The sequence below is a fragment of the Brachybacterium sp. Z12 genome, from assembly GCF_014400405.1.
Taxonomy (GTDB): Bacteria; Actinomycetota; Actinomycetes; order Actinomycetales; family Dermabacteraceae; genus Brachybacterium.
In genome coordinates this window covers 2549942-2567079 of the sequence record NZ_CP060496.1, presented here as the reverse complement: position 1 = coordinate 2567079, position 17138 = coordinate 2549942, and the positions used below count along the sequence as shown (strand labels likewise).

At 70.3% G+C, this 17138-nt stretch carries 15 protein-coding genes and 5 pseudogenes; 8 read left to right on the top strand and 12 right to left on the bottom strand.

The genetic code is table 11. The annotated features are described in order from the left end of the window. Positions 1-39 precede the first annotated feature (39 nt). Both mca and H3H54_RS13520 read left to right on the top strand, forming a co-directional pair. The gene (mca, locus tag H3H54_RS13525; protein WP_262424269.1) at positions 40-951 is read left to right on the top strand and encodes a mycothiol conjugate amidase Mca; all 912 of its coding nucleotides are present in this window, start codon (positions 40-42) and stop codon (positions 949-951) included. Next, the gene (locus H3H54_RS13520) at positions 948-1325 is read left to right on the top strand and encodes a hypothetical protein (RefSeq protein ID WP_262424268.1); all 378 of its coding nucleotides are present in this window, start codon (positions 948-950) and stop codon (positions 1323-1325) included. Before mca ends, H3H54_RS13520 begins: the two co-directional genes overlap by 4 nt. Positions 1326-1337: 12 nt before the next feature. Here the strand turns inward: H3H54_RS13520 and H3H54_RS13515 are convergent, their stop codons facing one another. Continuing rightward, the gene (locus tag H3H54_RS13515) at positions 1338-2213 is read right to left on the bottom strand and encodes a hemolysin III family protein (protein WP_262424267.1); all 876 of its coding nucleotides are present in this window, start codon (positions 2211-2213) and stop codon (positions 1338-1340) included. Between the two features lie 218 nt (positions 2214-2431). Here H3H54_RS13515 and H3H54_RS13510 point away from each other — a divergent pair. From H3H54_RS13510 to H3H54_RS13500, 3 genes and pseudogenes are all read left to right on the top strand, one after another. After that, a pseudogene (locus tag H3H54_RS13510) lies at positions 2432-3189 on the top strand (isoprenyl transferase). A gap of 331 nt (positions 3190-3520) precedes the next feature. After that, a pseudogene (locus H3H54_RS13505) lies at positions 3521-4830 on the top strand (PhoH family protein). Positions 4831-5433: 603 nt separating this feature from the next. Then, positions 5434-5985, top strand: a complete 552-nt coding sequence (locus tag H3H54_RS13500; RefSeq protein ID WP_262424266.1) for an endonuclease domain-containing protein — start codon at positions 5434-5436, stop codon at positions 5983-5985. 36 nt (positions 5986-6021) lie between these two features. Here H3H54_RS13500 and H3H54_RS13495 read toward each other — a convergent pair whose 3' ends face one another. The 5 genes and pseudogenes from H3H54_RS13495 to H3H54_RS13480 form a co-directional block, all read right to left on the bottom strand. Next, positions 6022-6372: a MerR family transcriptional regulator gene (locus H3H54_RS13495; protein ID WP_212647589.1), complete on the bottom strand. Its 351-nt coding sequence runs from the start codon at positions 6370-6372 to the stop codon at positions 6022-6024. Between the two features lie 19 nt (positions 6373-6391). Next, entirely contained in the window at positions 6392-6769 is a 378-nt protein-coding gene (locus H3H54_RS13490) for a hypothetical protein (RefSeq protein ID WP_262424265.1), read from the bottom strand. A 315-nt stretch (positions 6770-7084) separates the two neighbouring features. Further along, a pseudogene (locus H3H54_RS13485) lies at positions 7085-8499 on the bottom strand (class II fumarate hydratase). A 108-nt stretch (positions 8500-8607) separates the two neighbouring features. Continuing rightward, positions 8608-8925 carry a PfkB family carbohydrate kinase gene (locus H3H54_RS19065; RefSeq protein WP_316249037.1) on the bottom strand — a complete coding sequence of 106 codons (318 nt, stop codon included), beginning with the start codon at positions 8923-8925 and terminating at the stop codon, positions 8608-8610. Further along, the gene (locus tag H3H54_RS13480; RefSeq protein ID WP_316249036.1) at positions 8901-9518 is read right to left on the bottom strand and encodes a PfkB family carbohydrate kinase; all 618 of its coding nucleotides are present in this window, start codon (positions 9516-9518) and stop codon (positions 8901-8903) included. Before H3H54_RS13480 ends, H3H54_RS19065 begins: the two co-directional genes overlap by 25 nt. 168 nt (positions 9519-9686) lie before the next feature. Here H3H54_RS13480 and H3H54_RS13475 point away from each other — a divergent pair, with 168 nt between their 5' ends. Beyond that, a complete protein-coding gene (locus H3H54_RS13475; protein ID WP_262424264.1) occupies positions 9687-10316 on the top strand; it encodes a DUF4245 domain-containing protein in 630 nt (209 codons plus the stop codon). Between the two features lie 24 nt (positions 10317-10340). Here H3H54_RS13475 and H3H54_RS13470 read toward each other — a convergent pair whose 3' ends face one another. From H3H54_RS13470 to H3H54_RS19055, 3 genes are all read right to left on the bottom strand, one after another. Continuing rightward, positions 10341-10667 carry an exodeoxyribonuclease VII small subunit gene (locus tag H3H54_RS13470; protein WP_262424263.1) on the bottom strand — a complete coding sequence of 109 codons (327 nt, stop codon included), beginning with the start codon at positions 10665-10667 and terminating at the stop codon, positions 10341-10343. Continuing rightward, entirely contained in the window at positions 10573-11259 is a 687-nt protein-coding gene (locus H3H54_RS19060; protein ID WP_316249219.1) for an exodeoxyribonuclease VII large subunit, read from the bottom strand. Before H3H54_RS19060 ends, H3H54_RS13470 begins: the two co-directional genes overlap by 95 nt. A 130-nt stretch (positions 11260-11389) precedes the next feature. Further along, entirely contained in the window at positions 11390-12001 is a 612-nt protein-coding gene (locus H3H54_RS19055) for an exodeoxyribonuclease VII large subunit (protein WP_316249035.1), read from the bottom strand. Positions 12002-12128: 127 nt separating this feature from the next. Here H3H54_RS19055 and H3H54_RS13460 point away from each other — a divergent pair. Then, positions 12129-13143 (top strand): annotated as a pseudogene (locus H3H54_RS13460) (4-hydroxy-3-methylbut-2-enyl diphosphate reductase). Positions 13144-13408: 265 nt separating this feature from the next. Continuing rightward, positions 13409-15214 carry a hypothetical protein gene (locus H3H54_RS13455; RefSeq protein WP_262424262.1) on the top strand — a complete coding sequence of 602 codons (1806 nt, stop codon included), beginning with the start codon at positions 13409-13411 and terminating at the stop codon, positions 15212-15214. 45 nt (positions 15215-15259) lie between these two features. Here the strand turns inward: H3H54_RS13455 and H3H54_RS13450 are convergent. The 3 genes and pseudogenes from H3H54_RS13450 to H3H54_RS13440 all read right to left on the bottom strand — a co-directional run bounded on the left by H3H54_RS13450 (position 15260) and on the right by H3H54_RS13440 (position 17013). Beyond that, positions 15260-16398 (bottom strand): annotated as a pseudogene (locus tag H3H54_RS13450) (DNA recombination protein RmuC). 208 nt (positions 16399-16606) lie between these two features. Further along, a complete protein-coding gene (locus H3H54_RS13445; protein WP_262424261.1) occupies positions 16607-16765 on the bottom strand; it encodes a hypothetical protein in 159 nt (52 codons plus the stop codon). Continuing rightward, positions 16762-17013 (bottom strand): hypothetical protein, encoded by a 252-nt coding sequence (locus H3H54_RS13440; RefSeq protein ID WP_262424260.1) that lies wholly within the window; start codon positions 17011-17013, stop codon positions 16762-16764. Before H3H54_RS13440 ends, H3H54_RS13445 begins: the two co-directional genes overlap by 4 nt. Between the last annotated feature and the right edge of the window lie 125 nt (positions 17014-17138).

The following is a 17138-nucleotide window of genomic DNA, read 5'->3' as shown; positions in this document are numbered from 1 at the left end:
GTGGATCCCGTCCCTGTCCTGCCGTCTCCGAGGAGTCCCGTGACCGTCCTGCTGCCCGCCCCCGATGAACCCCTGCGGATGGTGGCCGTCCACGCGCACCCGGACGACGAATCGTCCAAGGGCGCGGGCTCGACCGCGCGGTACGCGCGGGAAGGGGTCCAGGTCACGGTCATCACCTGCACCGGTGGTGAGCGCGGCGACGTGCTGAACCCGCGCCTGCGCGACGACCCCACCGTCACCATCGAGGCTCTTCCCGAGATCCGCCGCAAGGAGATGGAACGGGCCAAGGAGATCCTGGGCGTGGACCACGAATGGCTCGGCTTCGTCGACTCGGGCCTTCCCGAGGGCGACCCGCTGCCCCCGCTGCCCGCCGGGAGCTTCGCGGCCACCCCGATCGAGGAGGCCGTGCGCCCGCTGGTCGAGGCGGTGCGCCGCCTGCGGCCCCACGTGATGACCACGTACGACGAGAACGGCGGCTACCCGCACCCCGACCACATCCAGGTCAACCGCATCAGCGTGGCCGCCTTCGACCTCGCCGCGGATCCTGACTTCGCGCCCGAGCTCGGCGAGCCCTGGTCGATCGCGAAGCTCTACTACATCAACGGCTTCCACCGGCAGCGCTTCTCGGCGGTCGCCCGCCACCTGCGCACCGAGGGCACGCCCAACGAGACTCTCGACCAGATGCTCCAGCACTATGACGAGAGCCAGGACCGCCTGCTCACCACCCGCGTCGACGTGCGCGACTTCCTCGGTGTTCGGGACGATGCACTGCGGGCGCACGCCACCCAGGTCGATCCCGAGGGTCCCTTCTTCCGCATCTCGCACGACGCGGAGACCGCGGCGTGGGGCACCGAGGACTACGAGCTCCACATCTCTCGGATCGGGGTCAAACTTCCCGAGACCGACCTGTTCGCAGGCCTGCGCCACGAGAACGTGGAGGCCCGCCCATGAGCGCCGCCGATCTCTTCCTGGGCGCCGGCGTGCTGCTGGCAGCCCCCAACCCCTCGGACGGCGGAGAGCTCAACTCCGTCACCGTCTCCCCGGGCCTGCCCGGCTTCTTCGCCGCTTTCGTGCTCGCGGTGCTGGTGGTGCTGCTGGGGGTCAGCATGACCCGCCACACCCGTCGCATCCAGGCGCAGGCGAGGGTCAAGGAGCGCATGGAGGCCGAGGAGCGCGCGGAGGCCGAGGCGGCCGCGGAGCAGAGCACGGCCGACGATGCGGCTGATGCCGCAGAGTCGGCCGACGGCGCGGACGGCCCGGCCGCTGGGCCGATCGAGTCGGCCGACGGCGAGGATGGCGCCCCGGAGGGCGACGAGCGCCGCTGAGCGCGCGCCCGCTCAGCTGACGGCGACCGCCACCGCCGCGAAGTGGCAGCCGAAGCCGATCAGGGTGCCCGCATGGAAGAGTTCATGGAACCCGAACCACGCCGGTGAGGGGTTCGGACGCTTCAGCGCATACATGACCGCGCCCGCGGTGTAGGCGAGCCCGCCGATCACCAGCAGCCAGACCACGGCCCATCCGCCCCCGGCCTGCAGCTGCGGCATGTAGAAGACCGCGACCCAGCCCAGCGCGATATAGGCGGGCACGTAGATCCAGCGCGGCGCCCCGGTCCAGAACAGACGGAAGCACACCCCGATCAGCGCGCCTCCCCAGGCGATCGAGAGCAGGGTGATCGCCGGGCGCGGTTCGAGCATCGACACTGCCAGCGGCGTGTAGGTGCCGGCGATGATCAGGAAGATGTTCGCGTGGTCGAAGCGCCGCAGCATGATCGCCTTCTGCGGGGTCCAGGTGCCGCGGTGATAGACGGCGCTGATGCCGAACAGCAGACCTGCGGTGAGCACGAACACCGCGCAGGCCAGGCGGATCAGGAACGTCTCGCCGACCGCCACCAGCAGCAGCCCGAGCACCAGCGAGGTGGGGAACGCGATCAGGTGCAGCGTCCCCCGCAGGCGGGGCTTGGGCAGCTGCAGCCCGAGCTGGGTGGCACGGCGTGCCATCGCGCGGGTGAGGGTGCGCGGAGCGAAGGGGAAGGCCTCTGCGGTGGGCAGATCCTCGTCGCCGGGCAGCTCCGTGCGGCCGCTCTCGGAGACCGCGTCGACGATCTCACGAGGGGCGGGATCCTCGAGCGACGGGTGGTCCTCGGAGTGATCGGGAGAGTCGGGGAGGCTCCCGGCGGAGTGCGGGTCGTGCCCTCGGCGGCGTCCGGAGTTCATGGGATCACCGTAACTTACGGGGCCGTAGGTTGGTCGTGTGCTCGCTGTGCGCATCCGGTGTCGATTTCCTGAGTTCGTCAGGACCTCGGGCGGCGTGATCGATAATGGAGGAGTGCGCGCCGAAGTCCGCGTCGGCGGCACAGCACCACAGCGGCGGGCGACGCAGGTAAGCGGCGCCGCGCAGGCACGATCACCAGCAGGACGGAACGGAGGCTGCGATGGACGACGACGGTCTTCTCTACCGCGTCTACGAGCGCAGGCTCACCAAGGAGCTCGAAGCCTTCTCGCTCCCGCAGCACCTGGGCGTCATCGTCGACGGCAACCGCCGCTGGGCCAAGGAGGCGGGGAGACCACCGAGCACGGCCATCGGGTGGGCGCCGCGAAGATCCTCGAGTTCCTCTCCTGGTGCGAGGACCTCGAGATCCCCCTGATCACCGTGTGGATGCTCTCGACCGACAATCTCCGCCGCCCGCCCGAAGAGCTGGTCGCCCTCTACGAGATCATCGCCGACACCATCGAGCAGATCATCGACGCCGGATACTGCGTACGCCTGACCGGCAACGCCGAAGCGCTGCCCCAGGAGGTCCGGGCAGGCATCGCCCGCGCCCAGGAGCAGACCGTTCCCGCCTCCCGCCTCACCGTGAACGTCGCCATCGGGTACGGCGGGCGCGAGGAGATCGTCGACGCCGTGCGCGAGCTCGTGCGCGAACAGGCCGCATTGGGCCTGGACGGCGAACAGATCGCCTCGGCCATCAGCGTCGAGTCGATCACCGAGCATCTCTACACCCGCGGCCAGCCCGATCCCGACCTCATCATCCGCACCTCCGGGGAGCAGCGTCTCTCGGGCTTCCTGCTGTGGCAGTCCGTGCACTCGGAGTACTGGTTCTGCGAGACCTACTGGCCCGGGTTCCGCCGGGTGGACCTGCTGCGTGCGCTGAGGGACTTCTGCCGCCGGGAACGCCGCTTCGGTGCCTGAACTCGCCCGAGCGCCTGCGCGGCCCGCGGTGTGAGCGGTGGCACACTGGAGGTATCGGGAGCTCGGCAGAACGCCCGATGACGATCGGGTGAACGTCGTACCCGCACCCTGCGGGACGCGCCCGATGGCGGGCGCCGGCGGGGCTATGGTCCAGGCATCCGCTCGATCTCGGGAGGCTCCCATGGATGAGACCACCACTGCGCGCGAGACGATGCCCGCCACCGACGGCATGGCATCGTTCGGCTCCAGCACCGGGTCGGCGGTGATCGGAGCTGCGAACCCGGACGGTGCGCCGGTGGTGCCCTCCCTGCGACCCGGCGCCGCACAGCAGATGCTTGCGGAGATCGAGACCGGCGTGATCACCTACGTCCTGGACACCTCCGTGCTGCTCTCCGACCCGCTGTCCCTGCACCGCTTCGCCGAGCACGACATCGTGCTGCCGATCGTGGTGGTCACCGAGCTCGAGGCCAAGCGGCACCACCCCGACCTCGGCTACTTCGCCCGGCAGGCCCTGCGCATCCTCGACGACCTGCGAGAACAGCATGGGAACCTCTCCGTGCCGCTGCCGATCGGCAAGGATGGCGGCCACGTGCACGTCGAGCTCAACCACATGAGCGCCGCCTCCCTGCCCGACGGGTTCCGCCTCGGCGACAACGACACCCGGATCCTCGCCGTCGCCAAGAACCTGCAGCTCGAGGGGAAGAACGTGGTGCTGGTCTCCAGGACCTGCCCATGCGCATCAAAGCTTCCGCCTCCGGGGTCCACGCCGAGGAGTACCGGGCCGAGCTCGCCCGCGACCGCGGCTACACCGGCATGGTCACCGCCGCCGTGGACGAGCAGACCACGACCGACCTCTACGCCGGGCAGACCGTGGAGATCCCCGAGGTCGCCCACCACCCCATGCACACCGGCCTGACCATCACCAGCCCCCGCGGCTCCGCCCTGGGTCGCATCACCCGGGACAAGCAGGTGACGCTGGTCCAGGGCGATCAGACGGTGTTCGGCGTGGCCGGCCGCTCCGCCGAGCAGCGAGTCGCGATCGACCTGCTGCAGGACGAGTCCATCGGCATCGTGTCCCTCGGCGGCCGCGCCGGCACCGGCAAGAGCGCCCTGGCACTGTGCGCGGGTCTCGAAGCGGTCCTCGAGCGCCGCACCCAGCGCAAGATCATGGTGTTCCGCCCCCTGTTCGCCGTGGGCGGCCAGGAGCTCGGCTACCTCCCCGGCGACCAGAGCGAGAAGATGGGCCCCTGGGGCCAGGCGGTGTTCGACACCCTCGGCTCGATGGTCTCCCAGAACGTGATCGAAGAGGTCCTCTCCCGCGGCATGCTCGAGGTGCTCCCGCTGACCCACATCCGCGGCCGCTCCCTGCATGACGCCTTCGTGATCGTCGACGAGGCGCAGTCCCTCGAGCGCAACGTGCTGCTGACCATGCTCTCCCGCATCGGCCAGAACTCCCGCGTGGTGCTCACCCACGACATCGCCCAGCGCGACAACCTCCGCATCGGCCGCTACGACGGGATCGCTTCCGTGGTTGAGGCGCTCAAGGAGAAGGAGCTGTTCGCGCACATCACGCTGCAGCGCTCCGAGCGGTCCAAGGTCGCCGAGCTCGTCACCCACGTGCTGGACGAGCCGATCCCGTGAGGCGGAGCGGCGCGGAGGCAGGTACTCGGGGCCCGGCTGCGGAGTTGGGTCGCGAGGAGTGGTGCTGAGTGTGCTGAGGGGACCGTATACGGGGTCGTGTGCACGCTGAGTACCCGTGCGTGCGCGGCGGCCGTCAGTCCCACGGTTCCTCCCCACCTCTGCGTGCGCGGCGGCCGTCAGTCCCACTGCCCCTCCCCACCTCCACGCCGTGCACATTCCGGTGAGGCCTCTGTAAGCTCGCCACGCGAAGTGGTCAGATCGATGAGGTGAAGATCAGCGGAATCGAGCACCAGAGCCTCATTCGCGCGAGGGGCGCAGTCGAAGGATCTTCGACGTTGGGTGCGGACCGGAGCGGTGTCGACCGTCGCTCCGTGGTACCTCAGGGCGGGCGCACCACCCGGGATCGTCGCGCTGCTCGAGCTCGGTCTCCGGCCCACCTGCCTCGACGCCGCGTCGCTCCACGGAATCTGGACTCCGGTCCATGGGGGTACGCACGTCTTCCGTCCCCGTCGGCCGCTCACCGACCCGACGTTGACGGGCCGGACCGCCTATCCGGTGCGTCGTCGGAAGTCCGAGATCATCACCTTGGGCAGGAAGGAGCAGTTGATCCTGCACGGCCCTCACCTGACTGCATGGCCGAACCACGATCCCGTCCCTGACCTGGACATGGTGCTCGCCCACGCGGCCCGCTGCCTCCCGGTCGAGAAGGCGGCGGTGCTCTTCGAGTCTGCGATGCACCGAGGAAAGCTCACTCCGAGAGCCGTGGAGCAGATCGTGGCGTCGCTGCCGGTGCGGTTGCGTCGGCGGTTCGCACGGCTCCGATCTGATGCGGAGTCCGGGACCGAGACGCTCGTGCGGTGGTGGCTCGAGTCCCGGCGATTCCCGGTGACGCCGCAGGCCCGGTTCCCGGATGGTCTGCGCAGGATGGACCTGCTGGTGGGAAGGAGCTGGGTGATCGAGTGTGACAGCCGCGAGTTCCACGACGACCCGCTCAGCTATGCGAAGGATCGTGCGCGCGACCTGTACCTCACCTCACGTGGTTTCCGTGTGACCAGGCTGTCATGGGAACAGGTGTCCTTGGACTGGGAGAGCACCGAGAAGATGCTGCTGGGAATCCTCCGACGTGGCGATCACCTCGACGCGCCACGTCCGTGAGCGAGCAGGAGCGTCGCGGGTGGTCAACGCGGATGTTCACCAGGGGAGAGGGGTATCGGGCCAGGGTTCTCCCGCGTCGAGCTCGGCGCGCCATGACGCGAGCTGCGTACGGGCGTCGGCGAGGCGGCACTCCTTCTCGTCCAGGAGCTCGTCCATCCGTTCGAGGCTCGCACGGGCCGCGGCGACGCGACCGCGCACAGTAGGGGAGGTCTTCGCTCCGAGCAGGTCACGCACCTCGGCAAGTCCGAAGCCGATGCCGCGCAGCGCGGTGATCACCCTCAGCTGGTCGAGGACGGCTGGATCGTAGCGTCGGGCACCGCCGCTGCTCCGAGGTACCGCTGGGAGCAGCCCCTCGCGCTCGTAGAAGCGCAGCGCATCGGGGCTCACTCCACTGAGTCGGGAGACTTCACCTATGGGAAGTGACATACCAGGAGTACAGCACGAGTGCGAGCGCCACGCCGGCGGCTCGCACCAGATGGTGGCTGAGATGGAAATCCCCGATGGAGCGCCCCCATACCAGCGGTGCCGCACAGATCAGGAGACCGGCGAGCGTCGCTACCGCGATCAGAGGCTCCCGCGGTCCCGCGGCGGAGATCCGCTCGGGCACGGCCGCGAGGCCAACGGCGCCCACGCTCAGCAGGGCCGCCCCGAGATAGGCGAGTAGCGGCACTCCGAGCGCCGCCGAGGAGAGCCCGGTGGTGGGTGCGGCCTGAGTGAAGGCCACCAGGGCGAGAAGCTGGGACAGGGCGAGGAGTGCGAAGGGCACGAGCAGAAGGATCCACATGCCCTGAGCCAACTCCCTGGAGTGCGCTCCAGGTCAAGCACCGGCGGGTGGGCGGAGCAGAGTCGGCAGGGGTGCGGTCCCGCACGGCAAGGGCAGGGCTGAGCTGCGCGGGGTGGTGTTATTCGTGCTGGAGGGGCCGTATATGGGGGTACCGGCACGCGGGGCACCCGTGCGTGCGATGTGGCATTGCGAAGGGCGCCCCACCCGGAGGTGGAGCGCCCATTCCTCGCGAGGACGGCCGGCGCAATCGCCGCAGCGGCTCAGTCGCCGTCACGACCGCAGGGGCCGAGCCGCACCTTCCGCCGCAGCTGCGGATCAGGCTTTCGGCGCGGTCATCGACAGCACGTCGAGGGCCGAGTCCAGCTGCTCCTCGGTGAGCTCGCCGCGCTCGACGAAGCCGAGGGCGATCACGGCCTCTCGCACGGAGATGCGCTCGGCCACCGCGTGCTTGGCGATCTTCGCGGCGCTCTCGTAGCCGATGAGCTTGTTGAGCGGGGTGACGATCGAGGGGAGGCCTCGGCGTAGAAGCGGGCCTTCTCCTCGTTGGCGACCAGGCCGTCGACCGTCTTGTCCGCCAGCACGGTGGAGGCGTTGGCGAGCAGGCGGATCGACTCCAGCAGGCTCGTGCCCATCAGCGGGATCTGCACGTTCAGCTCGAAGGAGCCCTGTGCGCCGCCCCACGCGATGGCCGCGTCGTTGCCGACGATCTTCGCGCAGACCATGAGCACGGCCTCGGGGATCACGGGGTTGACCTTGCCCGGCATGATCGAGGAGCCCGGCTGGAGGTCGGGGATCGCGATCTCGCCGAGGCCGGTGTTCGGGCCGGAGCCCATCCAGCGCAGGTCGTTGCAGATCTTGGTGACGGACACGGCGATGGTGCGCAGTGCGCCGGACATCTCCACCAGGCCGTCTCGGTTGGACTGCGCCTCGAAGTGGTCGCGGGCCTCGGTCAGCGGCAGCTCGGTCTGCTCGACCAGGTTCGCGATGACCTTCTGCGGGAAGCCGATCGGGGTGTTGATCCCGGTGCCCACGGCGGTTCCGCCCTGGGGGACCTCCGCGGTGCGGGGCAGCGCCGCCTCGACGCGCTCGATGCCGTAGCGGATCGAGGCCGCGTATCCGCCGAACTCTTGCCCGAGGGTCACGGGGGTCGCGTCCATCAGGTGGGTGCGACCGGCCTTGACCACGTTCTTCCACGCCTTGGCCTTCGTCTCGAGGGACACGGCGAGGTGGTCCAGCGCGGGCAGCAGCTTCTCGACGACGCCCTGCGTGACGGCTACGTGCACCGAGGTGGGGAACACGTCGTTGGAGGACTGCGAGCAGTTGACGTGGTCGTTCGGGTGCGTCTCCACACCGGCGTTGGTGGCGAGGGTCGCCAGCACCTCGTTCATGTTCATGTTCGAGCTGGTGCCGGACCCGGTCTGGTAGGTGTCCACCGGGAACTGGTCGTCGTGCTCGCCGGCGATGACGGCATCGGCCGCGGCGACGATCGCGTCGGCGATGTCCGCGTCCAGCACACCCAGGGCGCTGTTCGCGCGGGCGGCGGCCTTCTTCACCTGGGCGAGGGCGTGGATGTGTGCGGGCTCGAGCCCCTGGCCGGAGATGGGGAAGTTCTCGACCGCACGCTGGGTCTGTGCCCGGTAGAGGGCGGCCGCGGGGACGCGCACCTCGCCCATCGTGTCGTGCTCGATGCGGTAGCCGTCCTGCTGCGCGGCGGGCGTGGACTGGTTCATGGAGGGCCTCCCTCGAGGGTCGTCGTGCGGTGGGTCGGTGAGAAGGGACGGTGAACGGGTCGGGCTGTGGGGGCGGCCGGGCCGGTGGAGCAGCTTCCCGGCGGCGAGTCAGGTGAGTTCGTGGCCCCAGGGCGGGTTCGCGCCGGCGCGGGAGACGGTGATCGCGGCCAGGGCGGCGGCGTGCTGCATCACGGTGGCGGCCTCATCGCTCGTCATCGCGGCGAGGGCTGGGCGCTGAGGGGCCCCGAGCAGGTTCTTCGACGCCAGTGCGTCGAGGATCCCGGCGGAGAAGGTGTCTCCGGCGCCGACGGTGTCGACCGCGTCGACCACGACGGGAGAGACCTGCACACGGCCCGAGCGGACGAAACCCACGGCGCCCTCGGCGCCACGTGTCAGGACGGTCAGCGCCGGCCGAGATCGCGCCATCCGGCGACGACGTCCTCGACATCGTCGGTGCCGTACAGCCAGGCGACGTCCTCGTCCGAGGCCTTGACCAGGTCGCTGAGGGCGATGCTCGCCTCGACACGTTCGCGCACCTGTGCCGCCTCGCCCATCAGGGAGGGCCGAGCGTTGGGGTCGTAGCTGATGGTGGAGCTCTCGCGGCGTCGGCGGAGCACATCGAGCACCGTCTCCGCGCCGGGTTCGAGCACCGCGGCGATCGAGGAGGTGTGCACCGCCTCCACGTGGGCGGGCAGTCCCGACGGGTCTGGGTCCCAGAGCAGGTCGAACTCGTAGGTCGCGGCGCCGTCGGCATTCAATCGGGCCAGCGCGGTGGAGGTCGGCGCGGAGACCGAGCTGCCCGGGGTCAGCCGCACCCCGGATTCACCGAGATGGGCTCGGATGGCGTCGCCGCGCGCGTCGTCGCCGATGCGCGTGAGCAGGTCGGTGGGATGGCCCAGGCGGCTCAGCGCCACGGCCACGTTCATGGGGGATCCGCCGGGGTGCTCTCTACGTGCGCCGTCGGCTTCGACGACGATATCGGTGAGTGCTTCTCCGACGATGAGGAATCTCGCGGTCACCGCTCGATCATCGCAGGTTTCGCGGGGCAGGGCGAACGAGAGAGTCGGGGGTGGGATGCTCTTCCGCGGTGCGCGTTCGATGCGGGGCGGCCTGCTGTGGGGCGGCCGACGCGGTGGCACGCCTCACCCTGGGAGGCCCGATGCGAGCGAACAGGGACAATGGGCGACATGCACGATGCCCACCATGAATCCCCTGCGGAGCCGGAGCGGACCGCGCCCCCGGCGCCGAGGCCGCAGCCGAAGTCCGCTTACGAGCTGCCGTCGAAGAAGAACACCGTCCTGCGCAACATGCTGTGGGCGCTGGGACTGACGATGGCCGTGGTGGTCGTGGTCGGCATCGGGTTCTTCGGGGTGGGCAGCGATCTGCAGCGCGAGCCGCTCGAGAACTCTGAGCTGGATGTCGCAGCGAGTGCGGAGCGCGCCCAGCGGGATGCACCGTTCCCGGTGGCCGTGCCCGAGATGGGGGAGGGGTGGGTCGAACGCTCAGCGCGCTACACGGATGGGCAGAGCCCCCGCTGGGTGGTGCAGTACAGCGATCCGCAGGGACAGCTGGTCACCCTCACTCAGGAGTCGGAGGTGAGCTCTCCGATGCTCTCCGCCGCTCTGCCGGGCAGCACAGTCCAGGACGAGCTGAGCATCGACGGGACCGAGTGCACGCTGCTCAGCGGTGGTCAGCAGGGCGCTGAGCAGCTCGGCATCTCCTGCGAGGGGGAGGGCTGGGGCTTCCTCGTCCATGGCGATGCGGAGCAGGCAGAGCTCGAGGGGCTCGCGAGCTCAGCGCTCGCATCCATCGGCTGAGCGAGTCTTCCCCACCGGTACTGATCACCGCTCGGCGGAGCCCTCCGAGCGGCGGGCTGCCACGGCGTCGTCCAGTCGTTCGCGGGCGCCGTCCAGCCACTGCTGGCAGCGGCGCGCGAGCATCTCGCCGCGCTCCCACAGCCCGATCGAGTCCTCGAGCCCGCCCTGCCCGGATTCGAGCCGGCGCACCACCTCGACCAGCTGGTCACGAGCGGCCTCGTAGGAGAGCTCGGCGATGTCTGCGGGCAGCGGCTGCTCACCCTCCACGGGGGTGACGGCATCGGGGGCGCCTGCGGACGGGTCTCCTTCGGCGGCGGTCAGATCGTTCTCGGGGCTGGTGCTCGGGGTCATCGGGTCTCCTCGGAGGCGGATGGGCTGGACGGGACGGGCTGTGCAGGCGGGGTGTAGGGGTCGGTCTCGGTGCGCTCCACCCCGAAGCGGCCCCCGCCACCCGGACGGAGAGCGCCTGGCCCGCAGCGGAATGCTCGGGGGCGCGGATGATGGTGCCATCGGCGTCCTGCACCACGGCGTAGCCGCGCTCGAGGGTGGCGAGCGGGCTGAGGGAGCGCACCTGGCGCCCCAGGTGATCGACCTCGTCGGCCGCGCGGTCCAGGCGGGACCCGATCAGGGTGCGGGCCAGGGAGATGCGCGAGCGGATCTCGTCGGCCCGCCCGGCGAGGATGGTGGAGGGGTTCTCCAGCACGGGCCGGGACCGCATCGCATCCAGCGCGGACTGCTCGCGCTCGATGCGGGCGCGGATCGCGGAGCGCAGCCGGGTGCGGCCCAGGTCGAGCTGTTCGATCTCGGCCTGGATATCGGGGACCACGCGCTTGGCGGCGTCGGTCGGGGTGGAGGCGCGGACGTCTGCGGCGAGGTCGATCAGCGGCGTATCCACCTCGTGGCCGATCGCCGAGACGATCGGTGTCCGTGCGCCGGCGACCAGCCGGGTCAGCTGCTCGTCGGAGAAGGGCAGCAGGTCCTCGAGGAGCCGCCGCCGCGGGAGATGATGATGACGTCGATCTCCTCGCGCTCGTCGAGCTCGCGCAGGGCCGCGGAGACCTCACGCACCGCCTTCACCCCTGGACGGCGACCTCGCGGATCTCGAACTGCACGGCGGGCCAGCGGCGCCGGGCGTTGACCACCACATCACGCTCCGCGGCGGACTCCCGGCCGCAGATCAGCCCGACCACACGGGGCAGGAAGGGCAGCGGCTGCTTCCGGGATGCGGCGAACAGCCCTTCCGCAGCCAGCACCCTTTTGAGCTGCTCGAGCCGTGCCAGCAGCTCGCCGAGGCCCACGGGGCGGATGTCGTCGGCCTCCAGCTGGAGGGTGCCGCGCTTGGTCCAGAAGGAGGGCTTGGCGTGGATCACCACGCGCGCCCCGGGCACCGGCTCGACGGGCAGAGCGCGCAGCACATGCTCGCGCACGGGGACCGAGAAGGACATGTCCACGTCGATGTCCCGCAGCGTCATGAAGCTCAGACCGGAGCCCGGGCGCCGGTTGAGCTGCACGATCTCGCCCTCGACCCAGATCGGTGACATCCGCGCCACGTACTCGCCGACCTTCACGGACAGCTGCCGCAGCGGCCACGGATTCTCCGGGGTGGTCTGCGCTGCGGTGGGAGCCAGGGCCGGCCGGGGAGCCGTGCCGCCGTCCGCGCCCGGCTCGGGAGAGGTCTGCGTCATGGGTCCACTCTGGCACGACCGCCGGACAGCTGATCGCTGAGCCGCGAGGCTGTGGACGTGCCCGGGCTGTGGAGGGATGGTGAGTCTTGCCCCACCGCCCTCCCACCAGCGTGCTTCCCCTCCTACCATGGGAGGCGTGAGCACCGGAACTGTCCTTCTTGCCGAGCCGCGCGGCTACTGCGCGGGAGTCGACCGCGCTGTGGTCGCCGTCGAACGTGCCCTGGAGCATTACGACGAGACGATCTACGTGCGCCACGAGATCGTCCACAACAAGTTCGTCGTGGACCGTCTGAAGGAGAAGGGTGCCGTGTTCGTGGAGGAGGTCGACGAGATCCCCGAGGGCTCGCTCGTCATCTTCTCCGCCCACGGCATCTCCCCGAAGGTGCGCGAGATGGCCGAGGAGCGCGCAACCTGCGCACCATCGACGCGACCTGCCCCCTGGTCACCAAGGTCCACAAGGAGGCGGTGCGCTTCGCCCGCCAGGACTACGACATCCTGCTGGTGGGCCACGAGGGCCACGAGGAGGTCGAGGGCACCGCAGGCGAGGCTCCCGATCACGTGCAGATCGTGAACTCGCCGGATGACGTCCACAAGGTCACCGTGCGGGATCCTGAGAAGGTGGTGTGGCTGTCGCAGACCACCCTCAGCGTCGACGAGACGATGGAGACGGTCGACAAGCTGCGCGAGCGCTTCCCGACGCTGCAGTCACCGCCCAGCGATGACATCTGCTACGCCACCCAGAACCGTCAGGTCGCGATCAAGAAGATCGCCCCGGACGCCGATCTGGTGCTGGTCGTCGGCTCGCCGAACTCCTCCAACTCGGTGCGCCTGATGGAGGTCGCCAAGGATGCCGGAGCGAAGGCCTCCCACCGCATCGACTCGATCCATGAGCTGCGCGAGGAATGGTTCGAGGCGTCGAGACCGTCGGCGTGACCTCCGGCGCCTCGGTGCCCGACGTGCTGGTCCAGCAGCTGCTGAACGTGCTCGCGGAGCGCGGATACGGCGATGTGAAGCCGGTCCGCACCGCCACCGAGGACCTCATGTTCTCGCTCCCGCGGGAACTGCGCCAGGAGATGAAGAACCGGGGCGCCGCCGATACCCGCCAGAAGCCCACGGGCGAGGCCGCCACCGCCGAGTCCTGAGGCGGGCCCGGCCCCGTCCGAGTGAGGGGCAGAGCCGCGGGGGATGCCGGGATTCGGCATGATGGTCCGGTGACCTCCCGCACGCTCACCCGCCCGCTGGCCGCGGCGCTCGTCGCGACCCTCCTGATCGCTCTGGCGGTGCTGGCCCCGGCGGTTCTCCCGCGTGCACAGGCCGAAGGATTCAACACCGGCCGCACGGCACCGTCGATGCTGGTCTTCGACGCTTCCGGCTCGATGCGGGCCGACGACGTCGACGGCCGCACCCATGGACGTGGCCAAGGAAGCGGTCACGGCCCTGGTGCCGATGCTCCCCGAGGATGCCGCCGTGGGGCTGATGACCTACGGCAATTCAGATGCCGCGACCGCCGCCGACCAGGAGGCGGGCTGCCAGGATGTGAAGACGCTGGTCGAGCCCGACGGCCTGGACAGGGAGCGCCTGATCGGTGCGATCGAGGGTGTCCAGCCCTCCGGATTCACCCCCATCGGCCTGTCGCTGCAGAAAGCGGCCGACGCTCTCCCCGAGGCGGAGATGCGCTCGATCGTGCTGGTCTCCGACGGCATCGACGAATGCGGCGGGCCGCCCCCGTGCGAGGTGGCGGGCGAACTTGCGGGCAAGCATCCCGGGATGCGCATCCACACCATCGGCTTCAAAGCGGAGCAGGCCGCCCGTGGCGAGCTGGCCTGCATCGCCGAGGTCACCGGCGGCACCTTCGCCGACGCCTCCGATGCTGAGACCCTGCGCGATGAGCTGCTGGTGAAGATGACCCGCGCCACCCAGGGGTACGCGACCCAGGGGCAGCCGATCACCGGCGGCGTCAGCGCCGAGGACGCGACCGATCTGCCGCCCGGCTCCTACCTCGATGTGCTCGAGCACGGCAGCCCGGCGATCGACGACGGTGAGGGCTTCTCGCGCTTCTACCGCGTGCAGATCGCGCCCGGCGAGATCGCCCACCTCTCAGCGACCATGGTGCTGCCCGGCGGCGATGGAGAGCCCAACCGCCTCGCCCAGCTGCGCATGCGCACCCTCTCGGAATCGGGGGCCGACTGCAGGATCGGGGAGATCCAGGCCCGCGCCGAGGCCGACCTCGGCCAGGGCCCGATCACCGCGACCGTCGCGACCCCGCGCATGGGCGAGACCGAGAGCCTGACCTGCTTCGGTGAGGGCACCGGCGGCACGGTGCTGCTCGAGGTCGAGCGCACCGGCGACCCGTCGCTCGAGGAAGCGGTCCCGGTCGAGGTGCAGTTCTTCGCCGAGGAGCAGGTGGACCTGGACGGCCTGCCGCCCGCGGCGAAGTACATACGCCCGCAGGATCCGCTCGCGGTCCCGACCGACGGCGAGCAGATCCAGCCTGCCTTCTCCTTCGCCTCCGCTGTCCAGGACGCCGACGGACCGATGCGCGGAACCATCATCCCCGGCGAGGTCCAGTTCTTCCGTGTCCCTGCCCAGTACGGGCAACAGGTGCGTGCGGCGCTCTCCCTCGGCGAGTTCGAGAGCCCGGACGGGATCGAGCTGACGCTGCAGGCCAAGATGCTCTCACCCTTGCGCGATGGCGTGTACACGGTCGTCCCGCCGTCCACCGACGCGTCCGCCTCCGGTTTCTCGCACGCCGCGACGTCGGGCGCGACCATGCAGTTGAACCAGGCGGCCCCGATCCAGTACCGCAATCAGGAGGACGGCGGCACGGAGTCCCGCACCTCGTTCTTGGCGGGTGACTACTACCTCCAAGTGGCCGTGGTGCCCTCGAGCTATTCCGGGCAGCAGCTGTTCGAGATCCCGTACGTGCTCGACATCGATGTGGTGGGGGAGCCGGGGAAGGGACCGGAGCTGACCGGGCAGGGTGCGGTCGAGGACCGCAATGCCGCAGATCCGGGAACTGCAGCGGAACCCTCCGACGGCGGCGGCGCCGACAGCAGTGACATGCCTGATCTCGAGGACGCGCCGACCGATGAGGAGGCCGCCGGGATCTCGGTGCCGCCGCTGGTGTGGGTCGTGCTGGGAGGGCTCGGAGGCGGGATCCTGCTCGCAGCGCTCACGATCGGTGCGGTGGTGCTGGTGCGCAGGGTGCGCTGAGCGATCAGCGCGCCTCGTGCGGCAAGCCCGTGAGTGCGGTCCGGGCTAGCCGGCGCGATCCTCTCGGCGTCCTCGGGTCTCGGCCGGGCCGGCCCCATGGGCGAGATCCTCGATCTCCGCATCCTCGAGGGTGCGGGCCCGTCGCGTGAGCTGCTCGACCTCGTCCACTGCGGTGCCGGTCAGCCCCAGGTCCTCGAAGCGGCGGGCGGTGACCATGACCCGGGACTGCAGCGAGCCGACGGCTTCGTTGAATGCTGCGACCGAGGAGTCCAGGGAGCGCCCCACCTTGCCGAGGTGCCCGGTGAAGGTCCCCAGGCGGTGGTGCAGCTCGCGCCCGGCGTCGAGCACCTCGCGCGCATCGCGGTTCAGGGCGTCGGTGCGCCAGGTGTGGGCGACGGTGCGCAGCAGCGCCATCAGCGTGGCGGGGAGGTGATCACCACGTCCCGCGCGAAGGCGTCCTCGAGCAGGTCGGGGTCGGTCTCCAGCGCCGCGGCGAGCACTCCGTCGCTGGGGACGAACAGGACTGTGAACTCCGGGGTGTCCCCGAGAGCCTTCCAGTACGCCTTCGAGGAGATCACGCCGACGTGATGTCGCAGTGCCTTCGCGTGAGCCTTCCTGCGGGTCGCGGCGCGCTGCGGGTCGGTCTCCTCCGTCGCGTCCAGGTATGCGTCCATCGGGGCTTTCGCGTCGATCACGATGTGCCGGTCGCCGGAGAGGTGGACGACGAGGTCCGGGCGCTGCCCGGCGTTCCCGTCGGCCCGGGTGCCGGGAAGCTGCTCGGTGAAGTCGACATGCTCGAGCATCCCCGCGGCCTCGACGATCCGGCGCAGCTGCACCTCGCCCCAGCGGCCCCGCGCAGTCGGCGCGCGCAGCGCGGCGGTGAGGGCGCTGGTGCCCGACTCGAGCGACTGCGCGCGCTGCGAGAGCTGACTGAGGTGCGAGCGCAGCGCCCCCTCGGCATCGACCCGTGCCGCCTCGGAACGGGCCAGGGAGCGCTCGAGATGCGCGAGCGTGGCGGTGATGGGCGCCAGGGTGCGCTGGAGCTCCGCCTCCCGCTCCTCCTCAGCGGCATCACGCCGGGCGACATCGCGCTCATGCCTCTCATCGGCCAGGCGCAGCAGATGGCCGCTGGAGTCCGCTTGCGTGCGCTGCTGCAGCTCGACCGCTCGAGCGCGTTCGCGCATCAGCAGCCAGGTCGTGACCGCGCCGAGTACCGCGCCCAGGGCCAGGCCCAGCAGGAGCATCTGTGTTCCGCTCATGGGCCCAGCAGACCATGGGGGTGCGACAGTCGAGCGGAGCCACGCCTCCAGCCGGCCGACGGGGCCGGGGAGGGTGGCTGCCGTGGTCGCGGTTGAGCGTTCTGTTTCTTTTAGGGAGAGAGCGCCGACGCTCTCAGGAGGGCAGGGAGCCGGTCCGGATCAGGTGGGAGAAATCGTGCGCGAAGCGCTCGGCGTCGACCTTGCGGTTCGGAACCATCGCGATCTCGCGCCCCGAAGCGGGAGAGATCCGCATCCGCGAGAACAGCCCGGGCCGGTAACGGACGCCCGTCACCTCGGCGGCGGGGATCTCGCGCTTGAGCTTGGCCTTCTTGAGGGGCCGGCGACGGAGGCCAGGAGGAAACGGGAGGCGGTCGCGATCATCACGTCGGGGAAGTCCCCGGCCACGCCGGGCAGCACCAGCAGGACCTCCTCCTCGGGGTGGAGCAGGGAGGGGATGTCACGGCGCAGGCCCGGACTCTCGAACAGCTCGTTGCGGTTGAGGGCGGTCGCATAGGTCATGGCGGCGCGGGAGACGGTCATGCTCCGAGTCTAGGGACAGGCCGACGAGTCGGCCCGGGGCCGAGCATGGGCAGTTCTCCCCATCGCCTTCCGCGATGGGGCGTCCTATCGTGGAGCCGCAGGGCGAGCAGGGACTCGCTCAACAG